The following is a 20,715-nucleotide window of genomic DNA, read 5'->3' on the forward strand; positions in this document are numbered from 1 at the left end:
TCGCAAATAGCTCACCCCGGCCGCCATAGAGGAGTATGCGCGGCTGAAGTGGCGAACATTTTCATCCGGGAGGAATCGATGAAAATACTGAAGACAGTCACCGGCCTTGCTGCCGCCGCTGCCGTTTCCCTTTTTGCGCTGTCCGCATCCGCTCAGAACTATCCCGAGCGTAACATCACGATGGTCGTGCCCTTTTCTGCCGGTGGCCCGACGGATACGGTTGCGCGCCTTGTCGCCGAATCCATGTCGAAGGATCTTGGCCAGCAGATCATCGTCGAAAATGTCGGCGGCGCGGGTGGCACGCTCGGCGCTGGCCGCGTTGCGGCGGCGGACCCCGATGGTTACACCGTTCTCTTGCACCATATCGGCATGGCGACCAGTGCAACGCTCTATCGCAAGCTCGCCTATGACACGACAAACGCTTTCGAATATGTCGGTCTGGTCACCGAAGTGCCGATGACCATTCTGTCGCGCAAGAACCTTGAGACCAAGGATTTGAAGGGGCTGATCGACTACGCCAAGGCGAACAAGGATAAAGTCACCGTCGCCAATGCCGGCATCGGCGCCGCCTCGCATCTGTGCGGCATGCTGTTCATGAGCGCCATCGAGACGCCGCTTGTCACAGTCCCTTACAAAGGCACGGGCCCGGCCATGACCGACCTGCTCGGCGGCCAGGTCGATATCATGTGCGACCAGACCACCAACACCACCAAGCAGATCCAGGGTGGAACCGTGAAAGCCTATGCCGTGACTTCGGCCAAGCGGCTCGACGTGCTTCCGAACGTGCCGACGGTCGCCGAAGAAGGCCTGCCGAAACTCGAGGTTGGCATCTGGCACGGCATCTATACGCCGAAGGGCACACCTGCCGAAATAAACGAAAAGCTCTCCAAGTCGCTGCAGGTCGCGCTGAAGGACAAAAATGTCGCGGCCCGTTTTGCCGAACTCGGTACCACGCCTTCCCCTGAAAGCGATGCGACGCCCGCAGCACTCAAGGCCAAGCTTGAAAGCGAAATAGCTCGCTGGAAGCCGGTTATCGAGTCCGCCGGCCAATATGCCGACTGATGATCAGGAAGTGACCGGCGGCGTCTCGCCGCCGGTTTCCTGCCGTCATTTTTAACGCGCGGAACGGTATGTCGCCGGCCGCAGTGGAGGGGCATCTTTCATGAAGTCGTTTTTCATTGACCCTGCCGAAGCAGCCTGCGGGGCCATATTCATCGGTTTTGGCGCTTTTTTCGCCTTGCAATCCTTCGGGCTGGAGATCGGAACCGCCTTTCGCATGGGGCCGGGTTACTTCCCGCTTGTTCTGGCAATCGTGTTGATCCTGCTCGGCAGCGTCATATTCTTTCGCGCCACGCGCGTGCAGGGTGATGTCATCGGCGCCATCGCCTGGCGGGGGATTTTTTTCATCCTGCCCGCACCGATCTTTTTCGGCTTCACGGTCCGTGGATTGGGTTTCGTACCGGCACTGTTTTTCAGCGCACTTATCGCAGCCTTCGCCTCGCACAAGATGAGCCCGCTGATGGCCGTCGTTATCTCCGCGGCCATCACGGTCTTCTCCGTTGCTGTGTTCAATTATGGTCTCGGCCTGCCATTCCAGCGCTTCGGCCCCTGGCTTAAATTTTGAGGCGCCCCGATGGATTTGCTTGATAATCTCGCTCTTGGTTTCGTCACCGCTTCGTCGCTGGCAAACCTTTTTTTCTGCCTGATCGGCGTGTTGCTCGGCACCCTCATCGGCGTGTTGCCGGGCATCGGCGCAACGGCGACCATCGCCATGCTGCTGCCGATCACCTTTCAGCTTGAGCCCGTCTCGTCGCTGATCATGCTCGCCGGTATTTATTATGGCGCGCAATATGGCGGCTCCACCACGGCCATCCTCATCAATATGCCGGGGGAGTCCTCCTCCGCCGTGACTGCCATTGATGGTTACCAGATGGCGCGCAAGGGCAAAGCCGGCGCTGCACTTGCAATTGCCGCCATCGGCTCGTTTTTTGCGGGTACGGTTTCCACCTTCCTCGTGGCAATCTTCGCGCCGCCTCTGACGGCAATCGCGCTGGAATTCGGTGCCGCTGAATATTTCTCGCTGATGGTTGTCGGCCTTGTCTCGTCCATCGCGCTTGCCCATGGCTCCATCGTCAAGGCGCTGGCCATGGTCGTGCTCGGTCTGCTGCTCGGTCTGGTCGGTACGGATATCTACAGCGGCACGCCGCGCTTCACCCTCGGCATCCGCGAATATGCCGATGGTCTGAACTTCGTTGCGGTCGCCGTGGGCGTGTTCGGCATTGCGGAAATCCTGCGCAATCTCGAGAATGAACGCACCCGGTCGGTGCTGATCGCCAAGGTCAGCAGCCTGATGCCGTCGAAGGAAGATTTCAAGCGTATGATCGGCCCGGTGCTACGCGGCACGGTTATCGGCTCGGCTCTCGGCATCCTGCCGGGCGGTGGGGCAATTCTTGCGGCTTTTGCCTCCTACACGGTGGAAAAACGCGTCTCCAAGAACCCGGAAGAATTCGGGCATGGCGCGGTTGCCGGCGTTGCCGGTCCGGAATCGGCCAATAATGCCGGCGCGCAGACCTCCTTCATCCCCCTGCTGACGCTTGGCATTCCTGCCAACCCGGTCATGGCGTTGATGATCGGTGCGATGATCATTCAGGGCATCGTGCCGGGTCCGAACGTTGCAACCGAACAGCCGGCGCTGTTCTGGGGCATCATCGCCTCCATGTGGATCGGCAACCTGATGCTCGTCATCCTCAACCTGCCGCTGATCGGGCTGTGGGTGAAGCTCCTGACGGTGCCTTATTACGTGCTGTTCCCCATCATCATGGCCTTCTGCGCCATCGGGGTCTACAGCGTCAATTCCAACGTCTTTGATCTCTACGCCGTCGCCTTCTTCGGTTTCATCGGTTACGTGCTGGTAAAACTGCGCTGCGAGCCCGCTCCACTGCTTTTGGGCTTCGTTCTCGGGCCGCTGCTGGAGGAAAACCTGCGTCGCGCCATGATTCTGTCGCGCGGCGATCCGACCACCTTCGTCACCCGGCCGATCAGCGCCACCCTGCTTTTCATCGCTCTGGCCGTGCTGATCGTCGTCTTCCTGCCAAGCGTGAAGAAGAAACGCGAAGAGGTTTTCGTGGAAGAAGACTGAACAATATCAAAATGTGAGACGCCGGCGATGGAAACATCGCCGGCTTTTTTGTGTCTGGATCGGTTGCGACGAATTCGCTTCACGAAAGCGACATATGGTTGACTCACGCTCGTTTAAGCCCAAGGAAGGGCGGGAAAGAGAGGTCGATATGACGTCGGAAACCGAAAAACGGATCATTGCGCTCGAGGAGACGATCGCACATCAGGCAAAGACCATCGAGGAGCTGTCCGACCAGTTGACGGAACAGTGGAAGGTGGTGGAGCAGACCCGCGCCAAGCTAGACCGCTTGACGGAAAGGTTCCTGAGCCTTGAGGAGCAGTCGCTGGACGCGCCTGCCATCACCCGGCCACCGCACTACTGACAGGGAGCACCCGATGAAAAACGACACAGTCGCACTTGCCGCCGAAATCACCAATTTCTGGAAAAAGGCCGGGCCGGACAAATGGTTCGACAAGGATGCCGCTTTCGACAATCACTTTCACGACCGCTTCCGCGACGCCCATTTCGCTGCCGCACGGCGTGAACTGGATGGCTGGCTCGCGGGTGCGGAAAGCAGCCTCGCGCTGATGCTCCTTCTCGACCAGTTCCCGCGCAACTGCTTTCGTGGCACCGCCCATATGTATGCCACCGATCCGCTGGCACGCCTGTTTGCCGATGAAGCCATACGCCGAGGTCACGATCAGGCAGTGAGCGAGGATTTACGCGTTTTCTTCTATCTGCCCTTTTCCCATGCGGAGGATATTGCGGCCCAGCAACGCGCCTGCGACCTGAACCAGCCCCTTGGCGGGCTTTATCTCCACCACGCCGAAGAACATCGCGATATCGTCGAACGTTTCGGCCGCTTTCCGCATCGCAACGACATATTGCTGCGGGAAACGACGCCGGAGGAACGGCAATATCTGGAGGAAGGCGGCTTTTCCGGCTGAATTTGAAATGAAAACGCCGCCAGTCCCGAAGAATGGCGGCGTTATTAATTGGACGTAGCCGGTGGTAATCAGCCGTCGAAGAATTCCTTCATCCGGGCAAAGAAGCCGGTTGATTCCGGATTGTTCTCCTTGGAGGAGAGCTGTTCGAATTCCTGCAACAGCTCGCGCTGACGCTTGCTGAGCTTCTGCGGCGTCTCGATCTGGATCTGAATGTAGAGATCACCCGTCTGCGCCGAACGCAGCACCGGCATGCCCTTGCCCTTCAGGCGGAACTGCTTGCCCGGCTGGGTGCCTTCCGGAACCGTGACGCGCGACTTCGTACCGTCGAGCGTCGTGACATCAAAGGTGCCGCCAAGCGCTGCCGTCGTCATCGAAATCGGCACGGTGCAATAAAGATCGGCACCGTCGCGCTGGAAGAACTCATGCGGTCGCACGGACAGGAAGATATAAAGATCGCCTGCCGGGCCGCCACGCATGCCGGCCTCGCCTTCACCCTGTAGACGAATGCGCGTGCCATCCTCGATGCCCGAGGGAATGTTGACCGAAAGCGAACGCTCTTCCGTCACACGGCCCTGACCATGGCACTTGCCGCACGGATCGGAAATCGTCTGGCCGCGACCATGGCAGGTCGGGCAGGTGCGCTCCACCGAGAAGAAGCCCTGTGCGGCGCGCACGCGACCGGAACCCTGACAGGTGGCGCAGGTCTTGGGCTGGGTGCCGGGTTTGGCGCCCGAGCCGGAACAGACGTCGCAGGTAATCGAGGTCGGAACCCTGATCTGCGCCGTCTTGCCGGCGAAGGCTTCCTCCAGCGTGATTTCCATATTGTAACGAAGATCGGCCCCGCGCTCGCGCCCGCCGGAAGAGCGGCGCGCACGACCGCCACCCATCATCTCACCGAAAATGTCTTCGAAGATATCGGAGAAGCCGCCATTGGCGAAACCGCCGCCGCCCATGCCACCGCCACCCATGCCGCCATTTTCAAACGCGGCGTGGCCGAAACGGTCATAGGCCGCACGCTTTTGCGGATCCTTCAGCGTTTCATAGGCCTCGTTGATTTCCTTGAATTTCCGTTCGGAATCAGCATCGTCAGGGTTTTTGTCCGGATGGAATTTCATCGCGAGTTTGCGGAAGGCGCTTTTCAGCTCTTTTTCGTCCGCGGTCTTGCTGACGCCAAGTGTTTCGTAAAAGTCTGCTTTCGCCATTAAGATAACAAGCCCCGCAAATGGATTTCCGGCTGCACGTCGGCAGCCGGATATCTTGCATGTATAGACAGGAGACTAAAAGTCACGCGATTAGGCGGACTTCTTGTCGTCCTTGATTTCCTCATAGTCGGCGTCGACGACGTCGTCCTTGCCACCTTCAGCGGAAGCGTCGCCGGCCTCGGCCTGCTGTGCTTCATAGATGGCCTGACCGAGCTTCATGGAGACTTCCATGAGGGTCTGGGTCTTCGCCTGAATGTCGTCAGCGTCAGGCTCGGAAGCTTCAACCGCCGTCTTCAGGCTGGCAATGGCATCTTCGATCGCCTTGCGGTCGGTCTCGGAAACCTTGTCGCCATATTCCTTCACCGACTTTTCGGTGGAGTGAATGAGGCTTTCTGCCTGGTTCTTGGCTTCGACACCTGCACGACGCTTCTTGTCAGCTTCGGCATTGGCCTCGGCGTCCTTGACCATCTTTTCGATGTCGGCGTCGGAAAGACCACCGGAGGCCTGGATGCGGATCTGCTGCTCCTTGCCTGTGCCCTTGTCCTTGGCCGAAACCTGCACGATGCCGTTGGCGTCGATATCGAAGGTGACTTCGATCTGCGGCAGGCCACGCGGGGATGGCGGCAGGCCAACGAGGTCGAACTGGCCGAGCAGCTTGTTGTCCTGCGCCATTTCACGCTCGCCCTGCGAAACGCGGATGGTCACGGCCGACTGGTTGTCTTCGGCGGTCGAGAAGGTCTGGCTCTTCTTCGTCGGGATCGTCGTGTTGCGATCGATCAGACGGGTGAAGACGCCACCCAGCGTTTCGATGCCGAGCGACAGCGGGGTCACGTCGAGCAGCAGAACGTCCTTGACGTCGCCCTGCAGAACGCCGGCCTGAATGGCGGCGCCCATGGCGACCACTTCATCCGGGTTCACGCCCTTGTGCGGCTCCTTGCCGAACAGCTGCTTGACGACTTCCTGCACCTTCGGCATGCGGCTCATGCCACCAACGAGAACGACTTCATCGATCTCGGCAGCGGTAACGCCGGCATCCTTCAGCGCCGCCTTGCAAGGCGCGACGGTGCGCTGCACCAGATCGTCAACCAGGCTTTCGAACTTGGCGCGGGTGAGCTTCAACGTCAGATGCTTCGGACCGGAAGCGTCTGCCGTAATGAAGGGCAGGTTGATTTCGGTCTGCTGCGAAGACGAAAGTTCGATCTTTGCCTTTTCGGCAGCTTCCTTGAGGCGCTGCAGAGCGAGCTTGTCGTTCTTCAGGTCGATGCCCTGATCCTTCTTGAATTCGCCGGCCAGATATTCGACCAGACGCATGTCGAAGTCTTCACCGCCGAGGAAGGTATCGCCGTTGGTCGACTTCACTTCGAAGACGCCGTCGCCGATTTCCAGAACGGAAATATCGAAGGTACCTCCGCCAAGGTCGTAAACGGCGATCGTCTTGCCATCCTTCTTGTCGAGGCCGTAAGCGAGTGCAGCTGCAGTCGGCTCATTGATGATACGAAGAACATCAAGACCGGCGATGCGGCCGGCATCCTTGGTTGCCTGACGCTGCGCGTCGTTGAAATAGGCCGGAACGGTGATGACGGCCTTCTCGACCTTTTCACCGAGATAGGATTCAGCCGTTTCCTTCATCTTCTGAAGGATCATTGCGGAAATCTGCGACGGGGAATAGTTCTTGTCCTGCGCCTTCACCCAGGCGTCGCCATTGTCGCCCTTGACGATTTCGAAGGGAACGAGGGCCTTGTCCTTCTCGACAGTCGGGTCTTCGTAACGCCGACCGATGAGGCGCTTGACCGCAAACAGGGTGTTAGTCGGGTTGGTGACCGCCTGGCGCTTGGCCGGCTGGCCGACAAGGCGTTCGCCATCGTCGGAAAATGCCACCATGGACGGAGTGGTGCGCGCACCTTCCGCGTTTTCAATTACTTTCGTGTCCTTGCCGTCCATCACTGCGACGCAGGAATTGGTCGTGCCAAGGTCGATACCGATTACTTTTGCCATGCTCTTCTCTCCTTGAAGCGAGCTGCCGGAACCCCGTGAGGCATTCTTGTGGCAACTCCTTGACTTGGATTTGCAACATTCGCTGCAGTTCTGCGGCGTATATAAGGAGCGATTTTTCCTGCTGCAAGGCGCAAGAGAGGGGTAAGCGCAGCAAAAAGCGCAGGAAACCTCAGTCTGTGCAGAAGCATAGCCATCAACGCTTGCGGAAACGGGAAAACGCGACTTTGACGCTATGCGTGGCCGGGTATCCTGAAGATATATCCGGTAATGGCTTGGAGCAACGCCGGCGGCTAAAGATGAGGTGAAATGGCGGACAGGGTGGGATTCGAACCCACGGTACGCTTTCACGCACACACGCGTTCCAGGCGTGCGCCTTAAACCACTCGGCCACCTGTCCTTTTTTCAAATCTGCATGTTTTGAAGAATGCAAATCACTGGAACGGCGCGATATATACCGATGAATTCGCAGGGATCAACACGAATCTGACAGTTTTTTGAAATGTCGGCAATTTCCTGCATTTCGATGCGGTTGCAAACGGGTTTTACCGCCTTTATCGATGCGCTATATGTTTCAAAACATGTCCGTTGAAGAGACGGACCACAACCGAGGTGTCCGGATGAAAGCTTTTTTGCGGTTTTTGAGCTTTCTTCTCCTTCTCGCGGCGGTTTTTCTGGGTGTGCTTGATTCGATCCGCTCGGTTTCCACGTCCTCGGTCAATATTACCGGCATCCTGTCCGTCTGGAATTATCTTCTTCCTGCCTCGCGCACCATGGTGGAAGCCGCCGTGGGTCACTATATTCACCCTGAAGCGTGGCGCTTCATTGAAAACGCGCTGTCGGCGCTGCCCGCATTTGCTTTTTTCCTCGTCCTGTCCCTGCTTTGCTGGATGGCCGGTTACAGGAAGCACAAGGCGATGAGGCGCTTGCCGGTCTGATTTTTCAGCCTGAACGACCTTGCGCCCGCAGTTGTGAACCATGAGAAGCGGCGATATTGGCCGCACGGAGGTCCCGATGTTCCTGTTCGATACGCTTTCAAAAAAGACGACGATGCCGACCGAAGAGACGGCTCTGCCGGGTCGTGAAGAGGCGCTCGTCGTGCCGGAGAACCATTTCGTCAATGGTCGGCCGTTGAAAGGCCCTTATCCAGACGGTTTGGAAATCATCTATCTCGGCATGGGCTGCTTCTGGGGCGCGGAGCGGTTGTTCTGGCAGACGCCGGGCGTTTGGGTGACGGCGGTGGGTTATGCCGGCGGCTTTACAGAGAATCCGACCTATCAGGAGACGACGACCGGCCAGACGGGCCACGCCGAAGTCGTGAAGGTCGTCTATGATCCGGCTGTGATCTCGTTGTCGGGCCTGCTGAGGATATTCTTCGAGGAGCATGATCCGACCCAGGGGATGCGGCAGGGCAACGATGTTGGCACGACCTATCGTTCGACAATATATGCGACGACCGAAGGCCAGCTGCAGCAGGCGCAAAAGGCGCGCGACACTTTTCAGCAGGCGCTGGAGGCGGCAGGCCATGGACGGGCCATCACCACCGAAATCGGGCCGCTTGAAACATTTTATTATGCTGAGGACTATCATCAGCAATATCTTGCCAAGAACCCGGGTGGCTACTGCGGCTTGAGGGGAACCGGCGTAAGCTGCAATATCGACTAGATTTTTTGCAGGTCGCCCCGGTGGAAAGACCAAAAAAGCGCCAGATAAAAGTTTTTCCACCGGGTCAAAAAAACCGGATGAATTTTTCATTGAGCCATGCAAGGATATGAGGCAAGCACAGCCGGTATAACGGTTGGCGGTTCCGCAGACATTCCCGGTAAACGGGATTGCGGGAGGACCCTTATAATATCAATTGCAACAACAGGGCTGCACAATGAAAAAATCCCTTCTGACGCTGTTTGCGCTTGCCGCAATGTCGGCTTCCGCGCTCGCTGCGGATGTCAAGCCGGCGCTGGTTTATGGCACGGGCGGCAAGTTCGACAAGTCGTTCAACGAAGCCGCTGCGGCCGGCGCTGAAAAGTTCAAGGCGGAAACGGGCATCGAGTACCGTGACTTCGAGCCGACCAGCGACACGCAGGGCGAACAGGCCATCCGCAACTTCGCCAGCAAGGGCTTCAACCCCGTCATCGCCGTGTCCTTCGCCTGGACCTCGGCCATGGAAAAGGTTGCAGCCGAATTCCCCGACACCAAATTCGTGATTGTCGATTCCGTTGTCGAACTGCCGAATGTCCGCTCCGTCGTCTATAAGGAGCATGAAGGTTCCTACCTCGTCGGTCTGCTGGCGGGCATGGCTTCCAAGACCGGCAAGGTCGGCTTCATCGGCGGCATGGATATTCCGCTGATCCGTAAGTTTGCCTGTGGTTATGCCCAGGGCGCCAAGGCGGCCAACGACAAGATCGAAGTCTTCCAGAACATGACCGGCACCACGGGTGCTGCCTGGAACGATCCGGTGCGCGGCGGCGAACTCACCAAGAACCAGATCGACCAGGGTGCGGACGTGATCTACGCGGCAGCCGGTGCGACCGGTATCGGCGTGCTGCAGACCGCCGCCGACAACAAGAAGTTCTCGATCGGCGTCGATTCCAACCAGAACCACCTGCATCCGGGTTCCGTTCTGACCTCCATGGTCAAGCGCGTCGATCTGGCAGTCTATAATGCCTATAAGGATACCAAGGACGACAAGTTCACCCCCGGTATCGTGGCGCTCGGCGTCAAGGAAGACGGCGTGGCCTATGCGCTTGATGACAACAACAAGGCCCTGATCACGCCTGAGATGATTGCTGCCGTGGACAAGGCGAAGGCCGACATCATTGCCGGTACCATCAAGGTTCATGACTATATGGCGGACAATTCCTGCCCGAAATGATATGATATGTAACTGGGGCGCATGATGAATTTTCATCTTGCGCCCTTTTCATATCCAGCCTTCGGAGAGGTTAGGTTTGAGTATGGATCCTGCAATCGAGCTCGTGGGCATCGACAAGAAATTCGGTGCCGTTCACGCCAACAAGAATATCAATCTGACCGTCGCCAAGGGCACGATCCACGGCATCATCGGGGAAAATGGCGCCGGAAAATCGACATTGATGTCGATCCTCTATGGTTTTTACCAGGCAGATGCTGGCGAAATCCGGGTAAACGGCGCTCCCGTTGCGATCCGTGACAGTCAGGCCGCGATCAGTGCGGGTATCGGCATGGTGCATCAGCACTTCATGCTTGTGGAAAATTTCACCGTGCTTGAAAACGTCATGCTGGGTGCGGAGGGCGGCGCATTGCTGGCCAGGGGCAGGGCCGGAGCGCGCAAGGAGCTGAAGCGTCTGGAGGATGATTACGGGCTGGAAGTCGATCCGGATGCGGTGATCGAAGAACTGCCTGTTGGTCTGCAGCAGCGCGTCGAAATCCTCAAGGCCATGTATCGTGGCGCCGAAATCCTGATCCTCGATGAGCCGACCGGCGTTCTGACGCCGGCTGAGGCCGATCACCTTTTCAAGATCCTCGGCGTTCTGCGTGAGCAGGGCAAGACCATCATCCTCATCACGCACAAGCTGCGCGAAATCATGGCGATCACGGACTCCGTCTCCGTCATGCGCCGCGGCGAAATGGTGGCAACCCGCAAGACCTCCGAGACCAGCGTCGAGGAACTGGCAGAACTGATGGTTGGCCGGCGCGTGCTGCTGCGGGTGGAAAAGGGCGAGACGACGCCGGGCGATGTTCTCCTCTCCATCCGCAATCTCACCGTCAAGGACAGCCGCGGCGTCACCATGGTGGATGATGTGTCGCTGGACGTCCGTGCCGGTGAAATCGTCGGCATCGCCGGGGTCGCCGGCAATGGTCAATCGGAACTGCTGGAAGCCATCGCCGGCATACGCAAACCATCTTCGGGCGAGATATGGGTGGATGGCCAGAAGGTGGACCGTCCCGATCCGGCGATCCTGCGCAAACTTGGTTTGGCGCATATCCCGGAAGACCGCCATCATATGGGCCTGGTGTTGAAATTCGAGGAATATGAAAACTCCATCCTCGGCTATCACCATGACGAGCGTTACGGCAGGGGACCTTTCCTGAACCCTGAGGCCATCCGTAAGGATGCCGTCGAAAAGATCGAGAAATATGACATCCGCCCGCCGAACCCTCATTTGAAGACCGCGAATTTTTCCGGTGGCAATCAGCAGAAGATCGTCGTTGCGCGCGAAATCGAACGTGATCCGAAGATGCTGATCATCGGCCAGCCGACTCGCGGTGTGGATATCGGCGCCATTGAATTCATCCATCGCCGCATCATCGAAATGCGCGATGCCGGCAAGGCGATCTTGCTGGTTTCGGTCGAACTCGATGAAATCCGTTCCCTTTCGGACCGGATCATGGTCATGTTCGCCGGCCGTGTCGTTGGAGAAAAAACGGCGGAAGCCGAAGAACAGACGCTGGGCCTGATGATGGCCGGCATCGCCGCATGAGGCATGAATGAGCACCGCTTCCGCACCCCTACCAAACTGGATCAGCTACGGCCTGTTGCCATTGCTGAACGTCATCACCGCCTTTCTGATTTCCGGGCTTGTCGTCTGGTCGATCGGCGAAAATCCGCTGGCAGCACTTCGCCTGCTGATCGAAGGCGCGCTCGGCCGTGGCGATGCCATCGGCTTCACGCTGTTTTATACGACAAGCTTCATCTTCACCGGTCTCTCCGTCGCCGTGGCTTTCCATGCCGGCCTGTTCAACATCGGCTCCGAAGGTCAGGCCTATATTGGCGGGCTGGGTGCGGCGCTGGTGGCGCTGGCGCTTGACCGTTACGTGCCATGGTACGTGACGATGCCCTTCGCCGTCATCGGTGCTGCGGTTTTTGGTGCCGCCTGGGCCTTCATTCCGGCCTGGCTGCAGGCCAAACGCGGCAGCCACGTGGTCATCACCACCATCATGTTCAACTTCATCGCTGCGGCCCTGATGGTCTACCTGCTGGTGAATGTGCTGATCGTGCCGGGCAAGATGGCGCCGGAAACGCGCACCTTTCTGCCCGGTGGCCAACTGCCGAAGCTGGACTGGCTGATGGCGTGGTTCGGCCTCAAGCTTGGGCCGGCGCCGTTCAACGTCTCCTTTCTTATCGCTCTGGTGATGTGTTTCCTCGTCTGGGTGCTGATCTGGCGCACCAAGCTCGGCTATGAGATGCGCACGCTCGGCGTCAGCCCTTCCGCCGCCATCTATGCGGGCATTCCCTATGCACGCACGGTCATCATCGCCATGCTCATTTCCGGTGGTCTGGCGGGCATGATGGCGCTGAACCCGGTCATGGGGGCTTCCGCGCGCCTGCAGGTGGAGTTCGTCGGCGGTGCGGGCTTCGTCGGCATCGCCGTATCGCTGATGGGGCGAAGCCATCCGCTCGGCATCATTTTCTCGGCATTGCTGTTTGGTATTCTTTATCAGGGCGGTGCGGATCTTTCCTTCGAGATGCCGAACATTACCCGCGAGATGATCGTGGTTATACAGGGTCTGGTGATCCTGTTCGCCGGCGCGCTGGAATATATGTACCGGCCGGCGATCGTCCACATCTACCAGCGTTTGGCAAAGGGGTGAGCTGACATGGATTTTTTCGATATGCTGGTCAGCATTCTCGGCTCGACCGTCCGTCTCACCATCCCGCTTCTGTTCACTGCACTTGCGGGGCTGTTTTCCGAACGCGCCGGCGTGTTCGATATCGGTCTTGAAGGCAAGATGCTGGCGGCGGCTTTTGCTTCCGCCTGCGTCGCCTATCTTACCGCAAATCCGTGGGCCGGTCTTCTGGCCGGCATTGGCGTCTCCATCGCGTTCTCGCTGATCCATGGCTTTGCCGTTATCACCAATCGCGGCAACCAGATCGTTTCAGGGGTGGCGCTCAACTTCATCGCCGCCGGTCTGACGGTGGTTCTGGGCCAGGCATGGTTCGGGCAGGGCGGCCGCACGCCGCAATTGCCGGGGGAGGGTCGTTTTGCGCCGATCATCCTGCCCGGCGCGGATGCGATGCGCGAAGTGCCCTTCATCGGCCCGCTCTACGCCAATGTCATTTCCGGCAACAATATCCTCACCTATCTTGCCTTTCTGGCGGTGCCGCTCTCCTGGTGGGTGCTTTACCGCACGCGTTTCGGCCTGCGCCTGCGTGCCGTCGGTGAAAATCCGGGTGCTGTCGATACGGCTGGTATTTCGGTGACGTGGATGCGTTACCGCGCCGTCATCGTCGCTGGCTTCCTCTGCGGTTTTTCAGGCGCCTATCTTGCCGTCGCACAATCGGCGGCCTTCATCGCCAACATGTCGGCCGGCAAGGGCTATATCGCGCTCGCGGCGCTGATCTTTGCGAAATGGAAACCGGTGCCGGTCATGTTCGCCTGCCTGCTGTTCGGTTTTCTCGATGCATTCGCCAATTTCATGCAGGGCAAATCCGTGCCTGGCATCGGCGAAGTGCCGGTGCAGATTTTCCAGGCCATGCCCTATATCCTGACCTGCATCCTGCTTGCCGGTTTCATCGGCGTCGCCAAGCCTCCCAAGGCCGGTGGCGTTGCCTATGCGAAGGAGCGTTAAACCCATGCCCTCTGATCCAAAGTCCCACGCCCTGTTCGAGGCGGCGGTGGAGGCCATGGCCTTCGCTTATGCGCCCTATTCGAAATTTCCGGTCGGCGCGGCGATCCGCGCTGATGACGGCAAAATCTACAAGGGCGCCAATATCGAGAACATCTCCTTCCCGCAGGGTTGGTGCGCGGAACCATCAGCCATCAGCGCCATGATCATGGGCGGGGCAAAGAAGATCAGCGAAGTTGCCGTCATTGCCGAAAAGCTGCCGCTTTGCACGCCCTGCGGTGGTTGTCGCCAGAAGATCGCCGAATTCGCCACGCCGGAGACGAAGATTTATCTTTGCGACGAAACCGGCGTCCAGAAGGTCATGACCATGGAAGAGCTGTTGCCCTCCGTCTTCAAGACCGAGTTGCCCTGATGACGGATGGCTTGATCGATATTCTGGTGGAGCGCCTGAACGGCCTGATGCCGCGCGTCGCCATCGTTCTCGGCTCTGGCCTGGGGTCGCTGGTGGAGGAAGTCAGCGACCCGGTCCGTGTGCCCTATGCCGATCTTCCAGGGTTTCCCGCCGGTGGCGTTTCCGGCCATGCGGGAGAACTGGTCGCCGGTTATCTCGGTGGCGAGCCCGTCATGATGCTATCCGGTCGGGTGCATTTCTACGAAAAGGGCGATCCGGCGGCGATGCGTCCGGTCATCGAGGCGCTGGCCGGTCTGGGCGTGCAATCGCTCATCCTCACCAATTCGGCGGGTTCGGTGAGGCAGGATATGCCGCCCGGCTCCGTCATGCAGATCACCGATCACATCAATTATTCCGGCATGAACCCGCTGATCGGCGAGGAAAGCGACCGCCGCTTCGTCGGCATGACCACGGCTTATGATCCGGACCTGATGCTGGCCATGCGCAATGCCGCGATCCGGGCGACGGTGCCTTTGTTCGGCGGGGTCTATATGTGGTTTTCCGGCCCGAGCTTCGAAACGCCGGCGGAAATTCGCATGGCACGGCTTCTGGGTGCCGATGCCGTCGGCATGTCCACCGTGCCGGAAGTCATCCTCGCGCGCTTTTTCGGGATGCGCGTTGCCGCCGCATCGGTTATTACCAATTACGGTGCCGGCATGACCGGCGCGGAACTGAGCCATGAGGAAACCAAGGACATGGCTCCCGTGGGCGGCAAACGACTTGCCGCTATTCTGAAGGAAATGATCTCAGGAGGAGCGTGACCATGGAACTCCAGCGTCCGCGCGAAGCGGCTGCCCTCACTCTGTCCTTGCTGGACCTGACCAATCTTAAGGAAGATTGCACACCCGAGCAGATCGCTGCTTTGTGCCAGCGGGCGCATACGGATTATGGCAACACCGCCGCCATCTGCATCTGGCCGCGTTTCGTGGCGCAGGCGCGTGCGGCTTTCGGCAAAGAACACGCGATCCGCATCGCCACCGTCGTCAATTTTCCCTCGGGCGATCTTGATGTCGCGACTGTCGTGGCGGAAACCGAAGCCGCGATCCGCGATGGTGCCGATGAAATCGATCTGGTCATTCCCTACCGTAAATTCATAGCAGGCGATGAAGCGGCGGTTTCCGAGATGGTGGCCGCCGTGCGTAAGGCCTGTGCGGCACCCGTGCTGCTCAAGGTCATTCTTGAAACCGGCGAGCTGAAGGACAAGGCCCTAATCCGCCGCGCCTCCGAGATTGCCATCGCCGAAGGGGCTGACTTCATCAAGACCTCGACTGGCAAGGTCGCCGTCAATGCCACCCTGGAGGCGGCAGACATCATGCTGCAGGCGATCCGCGACAGCCGTCAGAAAGTGGGCTTCAAACCCGCTGGCGGCATCGGCACGGTGGAGGACGCGACGCTTTACCTGCGGCTGGCGGAAACCATCATGGCTCCCAACTGGGCCATGCCATCAACCTTCCGTTTCGGTGCTTCCGGCGTTCTCGATGATGTGCTGAACGTGCTGGCTGGCGGCGAACCGGCCAAGGCCGCCAGCGGGTATTGAGCTTGATCCCGCAGGAAATCATCCGCCGCAAACGCGATGGCTTGTCTCTTGAGCCTCAGGAGATTGCCGCTTTCATAGAAGCGCTGTCGAAAGATGGCATATCGGAAGGGCAAGCGGCTGCTTTTGCCATGGCGGTGTTTTTCCGTGGCATGAACCGCAACGAGATGGTGGCGCTGACGCTCGCCATGCGCGACAGCGGCGATGTCCTCTCATGGAGCGAGATTGGCAGACCTGTGGCGGACAAGCACTCGACCGGCGGCGTTGGCGATAATGTCTCCCTGATGCTTGCGCCGATCGTCACCGCCTGCGGTCTTGCCGTGCCGATGATTTCCGGCAGGGGCCTCGGCCACACCGGCGGCACGCTCGACAAGCTGGAAGCCATCCCCGGTTATAATGTCATGCCGAATGAGGCTTTGTTCCGCCGGACGGTGAGGGCGGTCGGCTGTGCCATCATCGGCCAGACGGGCGATCTAGCCCCCGCCGACAAACGCCTCTATGCCATTCGCGATGTTACCGCGACGGTTGATTCCATACCGCTGATCACCGCCTCCATCCTGTCGAAGAAGCTTGCAGCCGGGCTTGAGACGCTGGTTCTCGATGTGAAAGTCGGCAATGGCGCTTTTATGCAGAGCGTTGACGACGCCCGCAATCTGGCCCGCGCGCTGGTCGATGTTGCGAATGGTGCGGGTCTTCTGACGACGGCCCTGATAACGGACATGAACCAGCCGCTTGGAGATGCCGCCGGCAATGCCGTCGAAATCGTCAATTGCCTGGATTTTCTGGCCGGTCGCAAGGCTGGAACCCGTCTCGAAAAGGTCGTCCTGTCCTTCGCTGCGGAAATGCTGGTACAGGCTCAAAAAGCCGCCACGCTGGAGGAAGGCGAGGCGCTGGCTACAGCCGCTCTGTCCTCCGGTCGGGCTATGGAAATCTTTGCGCGGATGGTTTCAGCGCTGGGCGGACCTTCGGATTTCGTTGAGAGCCCAATCCGTTATCTGCCGTCCGCGCCGGTTATTCTCCCGGTTCCGGCCGGGCGAAGCGGCTGGCTTAAATCCTGCGAGACGCGTGAACTTGGCATGGTTGTCGTCGAACTTGGCGGCGGCAGAAGAAAGCCGTCGGATACCATCGACCCGGCTGTCGGTATTTCGGATATCCTGCCGCTCGGCGTAAAGGTGGAAAAGGGCGAGCCGATTGCCGTTGTCCATGCGGCTTCTCCGGATGAGGCGGAACGTGCCGTCAAAAGGATAGCGGCCTGTTACGGGATCGCCGACAGCAAACCGGAGATCGTTGATCCTATCCTCGAGCGGATCACCTGACCAGCCGCATCTCGCCACCCGAGACTTTGAAGGATGACAATTGTTTCAAAAAGCTCATGCCGATCAGCATGTTGCTCAGCGCGTTATCCTTCAGCACCATGGCATCGACATTCTGAACGCGAATTGCGCCGATCTCCACACGGTCCAGCTTCACATAGGCCGCCATGGTCTGGCCATTGGCGGTTGAGATCGGATATTTGAAATCCAGGCTGTTGACGCCGTAACCAAGCCGACGCGCGATCGTCTCGTTGATTGCGACCATGGAAGCGCCGGTATCAACAAGCCCGTCGAAGGATTTGCCATTGATGCGGAAGGTCGCGTTGAAATGGCCGCGGGCATCTGCTTTCAGATTGACGCCGCCCAGCGAAACCGTTTGCGGCTTGGCGACCTCGGTCGCGGCCTCCGATTTATCCACGGCGGTTTCAGGGCGCGGCTGGAATTTCTCCACCAGCGCTGGAATTTGCGTGGCGCTGACCGAAAGACCGATAAGCAGAAAAATCGTGCGCGCCAGCAAGTCGTTGCTCCTCAAAGCCCAAGGTTATTCCTGGATAGGATAGGCGCAAAACATGCTGAAATCTTAAAAGAAAAAGCCATTCGCCGCGTATCGGACGGCGAATGGCTCAAACGGTTAAGCGAAGATGAACGGCGTTATTTGGTGCCGTACATGCGGTCGCCGGCGTCACCGAGGCCGGGGACGATATAACCCTTCTCGTTCAGATGTCTGTCGATTGCGGCGGTATAGATCGGCACATCGGGATGCGCCTCGCGGAAATTCTTGATGCCTTCCGGTGCTGCCAGCAGACACAGGAAGCGGATGTTCTTTGCGCCGCGTTCCTTCAGCTTTTCGACAGCGGCGATGGAGGAATTGCCGGTCGCCAGCATCGGGTCGACAACGATGACCAGACGGGCGTCGAGGCTTTCGGGAGCCTTGAAGTAATATTCGACGGCCTCCAGCGTATCATGGTCACGATACACACCGACATGGGCAACGCGCGCCGAAGGCACCAGTTCGAGCATGCCTTCCAGAAGACCGTTGCCGGCGCGCAGGATGGAGGCAAAAACCAGTTTCTTGCCTTCCAGAACCGGAGCCTGAATGGTTTCGAGCGGCGTGTCGATGGTTTCCATCGTCATTTCAAGGTCGCGCGTCACTTCATAGCAGAGCAGCGTCGAAATTTCCCTGAGCAGGCGACGGAAGCCGGCCGTGGAAGTTTCCTTCTTGCGCATGATGGTAAGTTTGTGCCGCACCAGCGGATGTTCGATGACTGTGACGCCGTCCATGAAACTGGCCTTCCTTTTTGATCTTGTGCCCCTGTCATTCACCGAAAGTGGGCTTTTCGCAAGCCTTCTTCGCGGTTTTACCCCGTCAACCGTCGTCTCGGGCGCGATCCAGTCTCGCAAGCAGCCGTTCGCGCGTCGCCTCGTCCACGAAGGCGCATTCCAGCGCGGTGCGGGTCATGTCGTTGATCTCGGCGTCACCGAAGCCGAACGCGTCGGCGGCCAACGCATATTCCCGGGCAAGCGATGTGAAGAAGAACGGCGGATCGTCGGAATTGATGCAGACACGCACTCCGGCGTCACGCAACGCCTTCAGCGGGTGGCTGGCGAAATCCGGATAAACACTGAGCGCGATATTCGAGCCGGGGCAGACTTCCAGAACCGTTCCCGTCTCGACCAGTCGGGAGACGAGATCGGCATCTTCGATGGCGCGCACGCCATGGCCGATGCGTGCCGGTTTGATGAGATCGAGTGCATCGGCAACGCTTTCCGGTCCGCAGACCTCGCCGGCATGGATCGTCAGCCCAAGACCCGCATCGCGGGCGATATCGAAGGCGCGCGCATAATCGGCAACCCGGCCCATGCGCTCTTCGCCCGCCATGTTAAAGCCGGTCACCAGCGGATGCCGGGCGCGCGCCGCATATTCCGCCGCCGCAATCACCCGTTCCGGGCCGAAATGCCGTTCGCCGGTAACGAGGATACGGGTTTCGATGCCGGTCTTTTCCTTTGCAATCCGGATGCCTTCGGCGATTCCGGCAAGATAAGCGTCAGCGCCAAGTCCAATTCGGTCGCCATGATCGGGCGAAATGATCAGCTCGCTGTAGATCGTGTTGGCTTGCGCAAGTTCGGTCAGATAGGTCTCGGTCAGGACAGCATAGTCCTCATCCGTCTTGAACACCTGCGCCACCGCATCGTAGCACTGGATGAACTCGGCGAAATCCGACCAGACATATTGGCCGTCACGCAGGAAGCTGCTGGTGTCTATGCCGTATTTTTCTGCCTGTTTTGCGACGAGGGCAGGCGGTGCCGCACCTTCGATGTGGCAGTGGATTTCCGCTTTCAGCAAATGCGATGTCAAATGAAGCTCCTGCCGTGTGAACCGGCCTCGATGCCAAGATGGTGGGCGATGCTTTCGCCGATATCGGCATAGCTTGAACGAATGCCGACATCACGAGAGCGGATGCCCGGCCCGAATGCCATGATCGGCACCCGTTCGCGTGTATGATCGGTGCCTCGCCAGGTGGGGTCGCAACCATGGTCGGCGGTGAGAATGGCGATGTCTCCCGGCTTCATTTTACGATGAATTTCCGGGATTCGCGTATCGAAAGCCTCAAGCGCGGCCGCATAACCGGCAACGTCACGACGGTGGCCATAAAGCATGTCGAAGTCGACGAAGTTGGTAAAGACGAGGTCGCCATTTTCAGCCTCGTCGATGGCCTGCAACGTCGCATCCATCAGGGCGGCGTTGCCATTTGCCTTGATGACGCGCGAGACGCCCTGATGGGCATAGATATCGCCGATCTTGCCGATCGCGTGCACTTTGCGCTCCGCCTCCACCAATCGGTCGAGCAGCGTCGGTTCGGGCGGCGGCACGGAAAAGTCGCGGCGGTTGCCGGTGCGTTCGAAGGTAGCGACCGTCTCGCCGATGAAGGGGCGGGCAATGACGCGGCCGATATTCAGCGGATCTAGCAACTTGCGAACCGTCTCGCAAAGCGCGATGAGCCTGGTCAGCCCGAAGTGCTTTTCATGCGCTGCGATCTGGAACACGGAATCGGAAGAGGTGTAGCAGATCGGCTTGCCGCTCCTGATATGTTCTTCGCCGAATTGCGCGATGATGTCGGTGCCGGAAGCATGGCAGTTGCCGAGAATGCCGGGAATATCAGCCTCTTTGCAGATGGCCTCCACCAGCTCCGGGGAAAAGGCGTCGCCCTCCGTCGGGAAATAACCCCAGTCGAAGGTGACAGGCGTTCCGGCGATTTCCCAGTGGCCGGATGGCGTATCCTTGCCTTTTGAAACTTCGCTGGCTGAGCCATGCAGGCCGAAAATGCGTTCCGGTGGCTCCATGCCGGCGGGAATGTCGCCACTAGCCTGGCGCGCGATCTCCAGCAAGCCAAGAGAGCACATATTCGGCAGCTTCAGCGGGCCGGATCGAAGCCCCGGCCTGTCGGCAGCACCTGCGGCACAGAACTCGGCGATGTGGCCAAGTGTATTGGCGCCAAGATCGCCATAGTGTTCCGCGTCAGGTGCACCGCCAACGCCGAAGGAATCCAGAACGAAAAGAAATGCTCTTGCCATAACTCACCGAAACAAAATGCGCCGACGGGCAATGTCAGG

Annotated in this window: 21 protein-coding genes and 1 tRNA gene; 15 read left to right on the top strand and 7 right to left on the bottom strand. The window is 59.0% G+C overall.

The features are described from left to right. The first annotated feature begins 78 nt into the window (after positions 1 to 78). The 5 genes from CFBP6623_RS14200 (at position 79) to CFBP6623_RS14220 (ending at position 4,065) form a co-directional block, all read left to right on the top strand. A complete protein-coding gene (locus tag CFBP6623_RS14200; protein WP_046799422.1) occupies positions 79 to 1,062 on the top strand; it encodes a tripartite tricarboxylate transporter substrate-binding protein in 984 nt (327 codons plus the stop codon). Between the two features lie 100 nt (positions 1,063 to 1,162). Beyond that, a complete protein-coding gene (locus tag CFBP6623_RS14205) occupies positions 1,163 to 1,624 on the top strand; it encodes a tripartite tricarboxylate transporter TctB family protein (RefSeq protein ID WP_046799131.1) in 462 nt (153 codons plus the stop codon). Positions 1,625 to 1,633: 9 nt separating this feature from the next. After that, positions 1,634 to 3,139 carry a tripartite tricarboxylate transporter permease gene (locus CFBP6623_RS14210; protein ID WP_046799132.1) on the top strand — a complete coding sequence of 502 codons (1,506 nt, stop codon included), beginning with the start codon at positions 1,634 to 1,636 and terminating at the stop codon, positions 3,137 to 3,139. A 148-nt stretch (positions 3,140 to 3,287) separates the two neighbouring features. Continuing rightward, entirely contained in the window at positions 3,288 to 3,500 is a 213-nt protein-coding gene (locus tag CFBP6623_RS14215; RefSeq protein ID WP_013635242.1) for a SlyX family protein, read from the top strand. Positions 3,501 to 3,513: 13 nt separating this feature from the next. Further along, on the top strand, positions 3,514 to 4,065 hold the full coding sequence (locus CFBP6623_RS14220) for a DUF924 family protein (protein WP_046799133.1): 552 nt from the start codon (positions 3,514 to 3,516) through the stop codon (positions 4,063 to 4,065). Between the two features lie 68 nt (positions 4,066 to 4,133). On the opposite strand, the gene dnaJ is transcribed toward CFBP6623_RS14220, so the two are convergent. The 3 genes from dnaJ to CFBP6623_RS14235 form a co-directional block, all read right to left on the bottom strand. Then, the gene (gene dnaJ, locus CFBP6623_RS14225; RefSeq protein WP_006309945.1) at positions 4,134 to 5,267 is read right to left on the bottom strand and encodes a molecular chaperone DnaJ; all 1,134 of its coding nucleotides are present in this window, start codon (positions 5,265 to 5,267) and stop codon (positions 4,134 to 4,136) included. A 90-nt stretch (positions 5,268 to 5,357) separates the two neighbouring features. Further along, positions 5,358 to 7,262 carry a molecular chaperone DnaK gene (dnaK, locus tag CFBP6623_RS14230; RefSeq protein WP_046799134.1) on the bottom strand — a complete coding sequence of 635 codons (1,905 nt, stop codon included), beginning with the start codon at positions 7,260 to 7,262 and terminating at the stop codon, positions 5,358 to 5,360. Between the two features lie 307 nt (positions 7,263 to 7,569). Continuing rightward, positions 7,570 to 7,659: transfer RNA gene (locus tag CFBP6623_RS14235), tRNA-Ser, on the bottom strand. Positions 7,660 to 7,879: 220 nt separating this feature from the next. Here CFBP6623_RS14235 and CFBP6623_RS14240 point away from each other — a divergent pair. The 10 genes from CFBP6623_RS14240 to deoA all read left to right on the top strand — a co-directional run bounded on the left by CFBP6623_RS14240 (position 7,880) and on the right by deoA (position 17,106). After that, positions 7,880 to 8,197, top strand: a complete 318-nt coding sequence (locus CFBP6623_RS14240; protein WP_046799423.1) for a hypothetical protein — start codon at positions 7,880 to 7,882, stop codon at positions 8,195 to 8,197. 76 nt (positions 8,198 to 8,273) lie between these two features. Continuing rightward, on the top strand, positions 8,274 to 8,924 hold the full coding sequence (gene msrA, locus CFBP6623_RS14245; RefSeq protein ID WP_046799424.1) for a peptide-methionine (S)-S-oxide reductase MsrA: 651 nt from the start codon (positions 8,274 to 8,276) through the stop codon (positions 8,922 to 8,924). Between the two features lie 214 nt (positions 8,925 to 9,138). Beyond that, complete coding sequence (locus CFBP6623_RS14250; protein ID WP_046799135.1) at positions 9,139 to 10,131, top strand: BMP family lipoprotein; 993 nt, start codon at positions 9,139 to 9,141, stop codon at positions 10,129 to 10,131. A gap of 82 nt (positions 10,132 to 10,213) precedes the next feature. Beyond that, entirely contained in the window at positions 10,214 to 11,719 is a 1,506-nt protein-coding gene (locus CFBP6623_RS14255; RefSeq protein WP_046799136.1) for an ABC transporter ATP-binding protein, read from the top strand. A 7-nt stretch (positions 11,720 to 11,726) separates the two neighbouring features. Further along, positions 11,727 to 12,830 carry an ABC transporter permease gene (locus CFBP6623_RS14260; RefSeq protein ID WP_046799137.1) on the top strand — a complete coding sequence of 368 codons (1,104 nt, stop codon included), beginning with the start codon at positions 11,727 to 11,729 and terminating at the stop codon, positions 12,828 to 12,830. A 6-nt stretch (positions 12,831 to 12,836) separates the two neighbouring features. After that, on the top strand, positions 12,837 to 13,808 hold the full coding sequence (locus tag CFBP6623_RS14265) for an ABC transporter permease (RefSeq protein ID WP_046799138.1): 972 nt from the start codon (positions 12,837 to 12,839) through the stop codon (positions 13,806 to 13,808). 4 nt (positions 13,809 to 13,812) lie between these two features. Next, positions 13,813 to 14,217, top strand: coding sequence for a cytidine deaminase (locus tag CFBP6623_RS14270; RefSeq protein ID WP_046799139.1), 405 nt, complete (start codon positions 13,813 to 13,815; stop codon positions 14,215 to 14,217). After that, complete coding sequence (locus CFBP6623_RS14275) at positions 14,217 to 15,017, top strand: purine-nucleoside phosphorylase (RefSeq protein ID WP_046799140.1); 801 nt, start codon at positions 14,217 to 14,219, stop codon at positions 15,015 to 15,017. Before CFBP6623_RS14270 ends, CFBP6623_RS14275 begins: the two co-directional genes overlap by 1 nt. A 2-nt stretch (positions 15,018 to 15,019) precedes the next feature. Continuing rightward, positions 15,020 to 15,793, top strand: coding sequence for a deoxyribose-phosphate aldolase (gene deoC / locus CFBP6623_RS14280; protein WP_046799141.1), 774 nt, complete (start codon positions 15,020 to 15,022; stop codon positions 15,791 to 15,793). Further along, a complete protein-coding gene (gene deoA / locus CFBP6623_RS14285; RefSeq protein ID WP_080842413.1) occupies positions 15,790 to 17,106 on the top strand; it encodes a thymidine phosphorylase in 1,317 nt (438 codons plus the stop codon). Before deoC ends, deoA begins: the two co-directional genes overlap by 4 nt. Here the strand turns inward: deoA and CFBP6623_RS14290 are convergent. The 4 genes from CFBP6623_RS14290 to CFBP6623_RS14305 form a co-directional block, all read right to left on the bottom strand. Continuing rightward, on the bottom strand, positions 17,099 to 17,620 hold the full coding sequence (locus tag CFBP6623_RS14290; protein ID WP_046799143.1) for a TIGR02281 family clan AA aspartic protease: 522 nt from the start codon (positions 17,618 to 17,620) through the stop codon (positions 17,099 to 17,101). The two genes, deoA and CFBP6623_RS14290, sit on opposite strands and share 8 nt — an antisense overlap. A gap of 134 nt (positions 17,621 to 17,754) precedes the next feature. Then, positions 17,755 to 18,384 carry a uracil phosphoribosyltransferase gene (gene upp, locus CFBP6623_RS14295; RefSeq protein WP_004439188.1) on the bottom strand — a complete coding sequence of 210 codons (630 nt, stop codon included), beginning with the start codon at positions 18,382 to 18,384 and terminating at the stop codon, positions 17,755 to 17,757. A gap of 85 nt (positions 18,385 to 18,469) precedes the next feature. Further along, on the bottom strand, positions 18,470 to 19,459 hold the full coding sequence (locus CFBP6623_RS14300) for an adenosine deaminase (RefSeq protein WP_046799144.1): 990 nt from the start codon (positions 19,457 to 19,459) through the stop codon (positions 18,470 to 18,472). Next, entirely contained in the window at positions 19,456 to 20,676 is a 1,221-nt protein-coding gene (locus tag CFBP6623_RS14305; RefSeq protein ID WP_046799145.1) for a phosphopentomutase, read from the bottom strand. Before CFBP6623_RS14305 ends, CFBP6623_RS14300 begins: the two co-directional genes overlap by 4 nt. Positions 20,677 to 20,715 lie beyond the last annotated feature (39 nt).

The organism is Agrobacterium tumefaciens, from assembly GCF_005221385.1.
GTDB classification, from domain to species: domain Bacteria; phylum Pseudomonadota; class Alphaproteobacteria; order Rhizobiales; family Rhizobiaceae; genus Agrobacterium; species Agrobacterium tomkonis.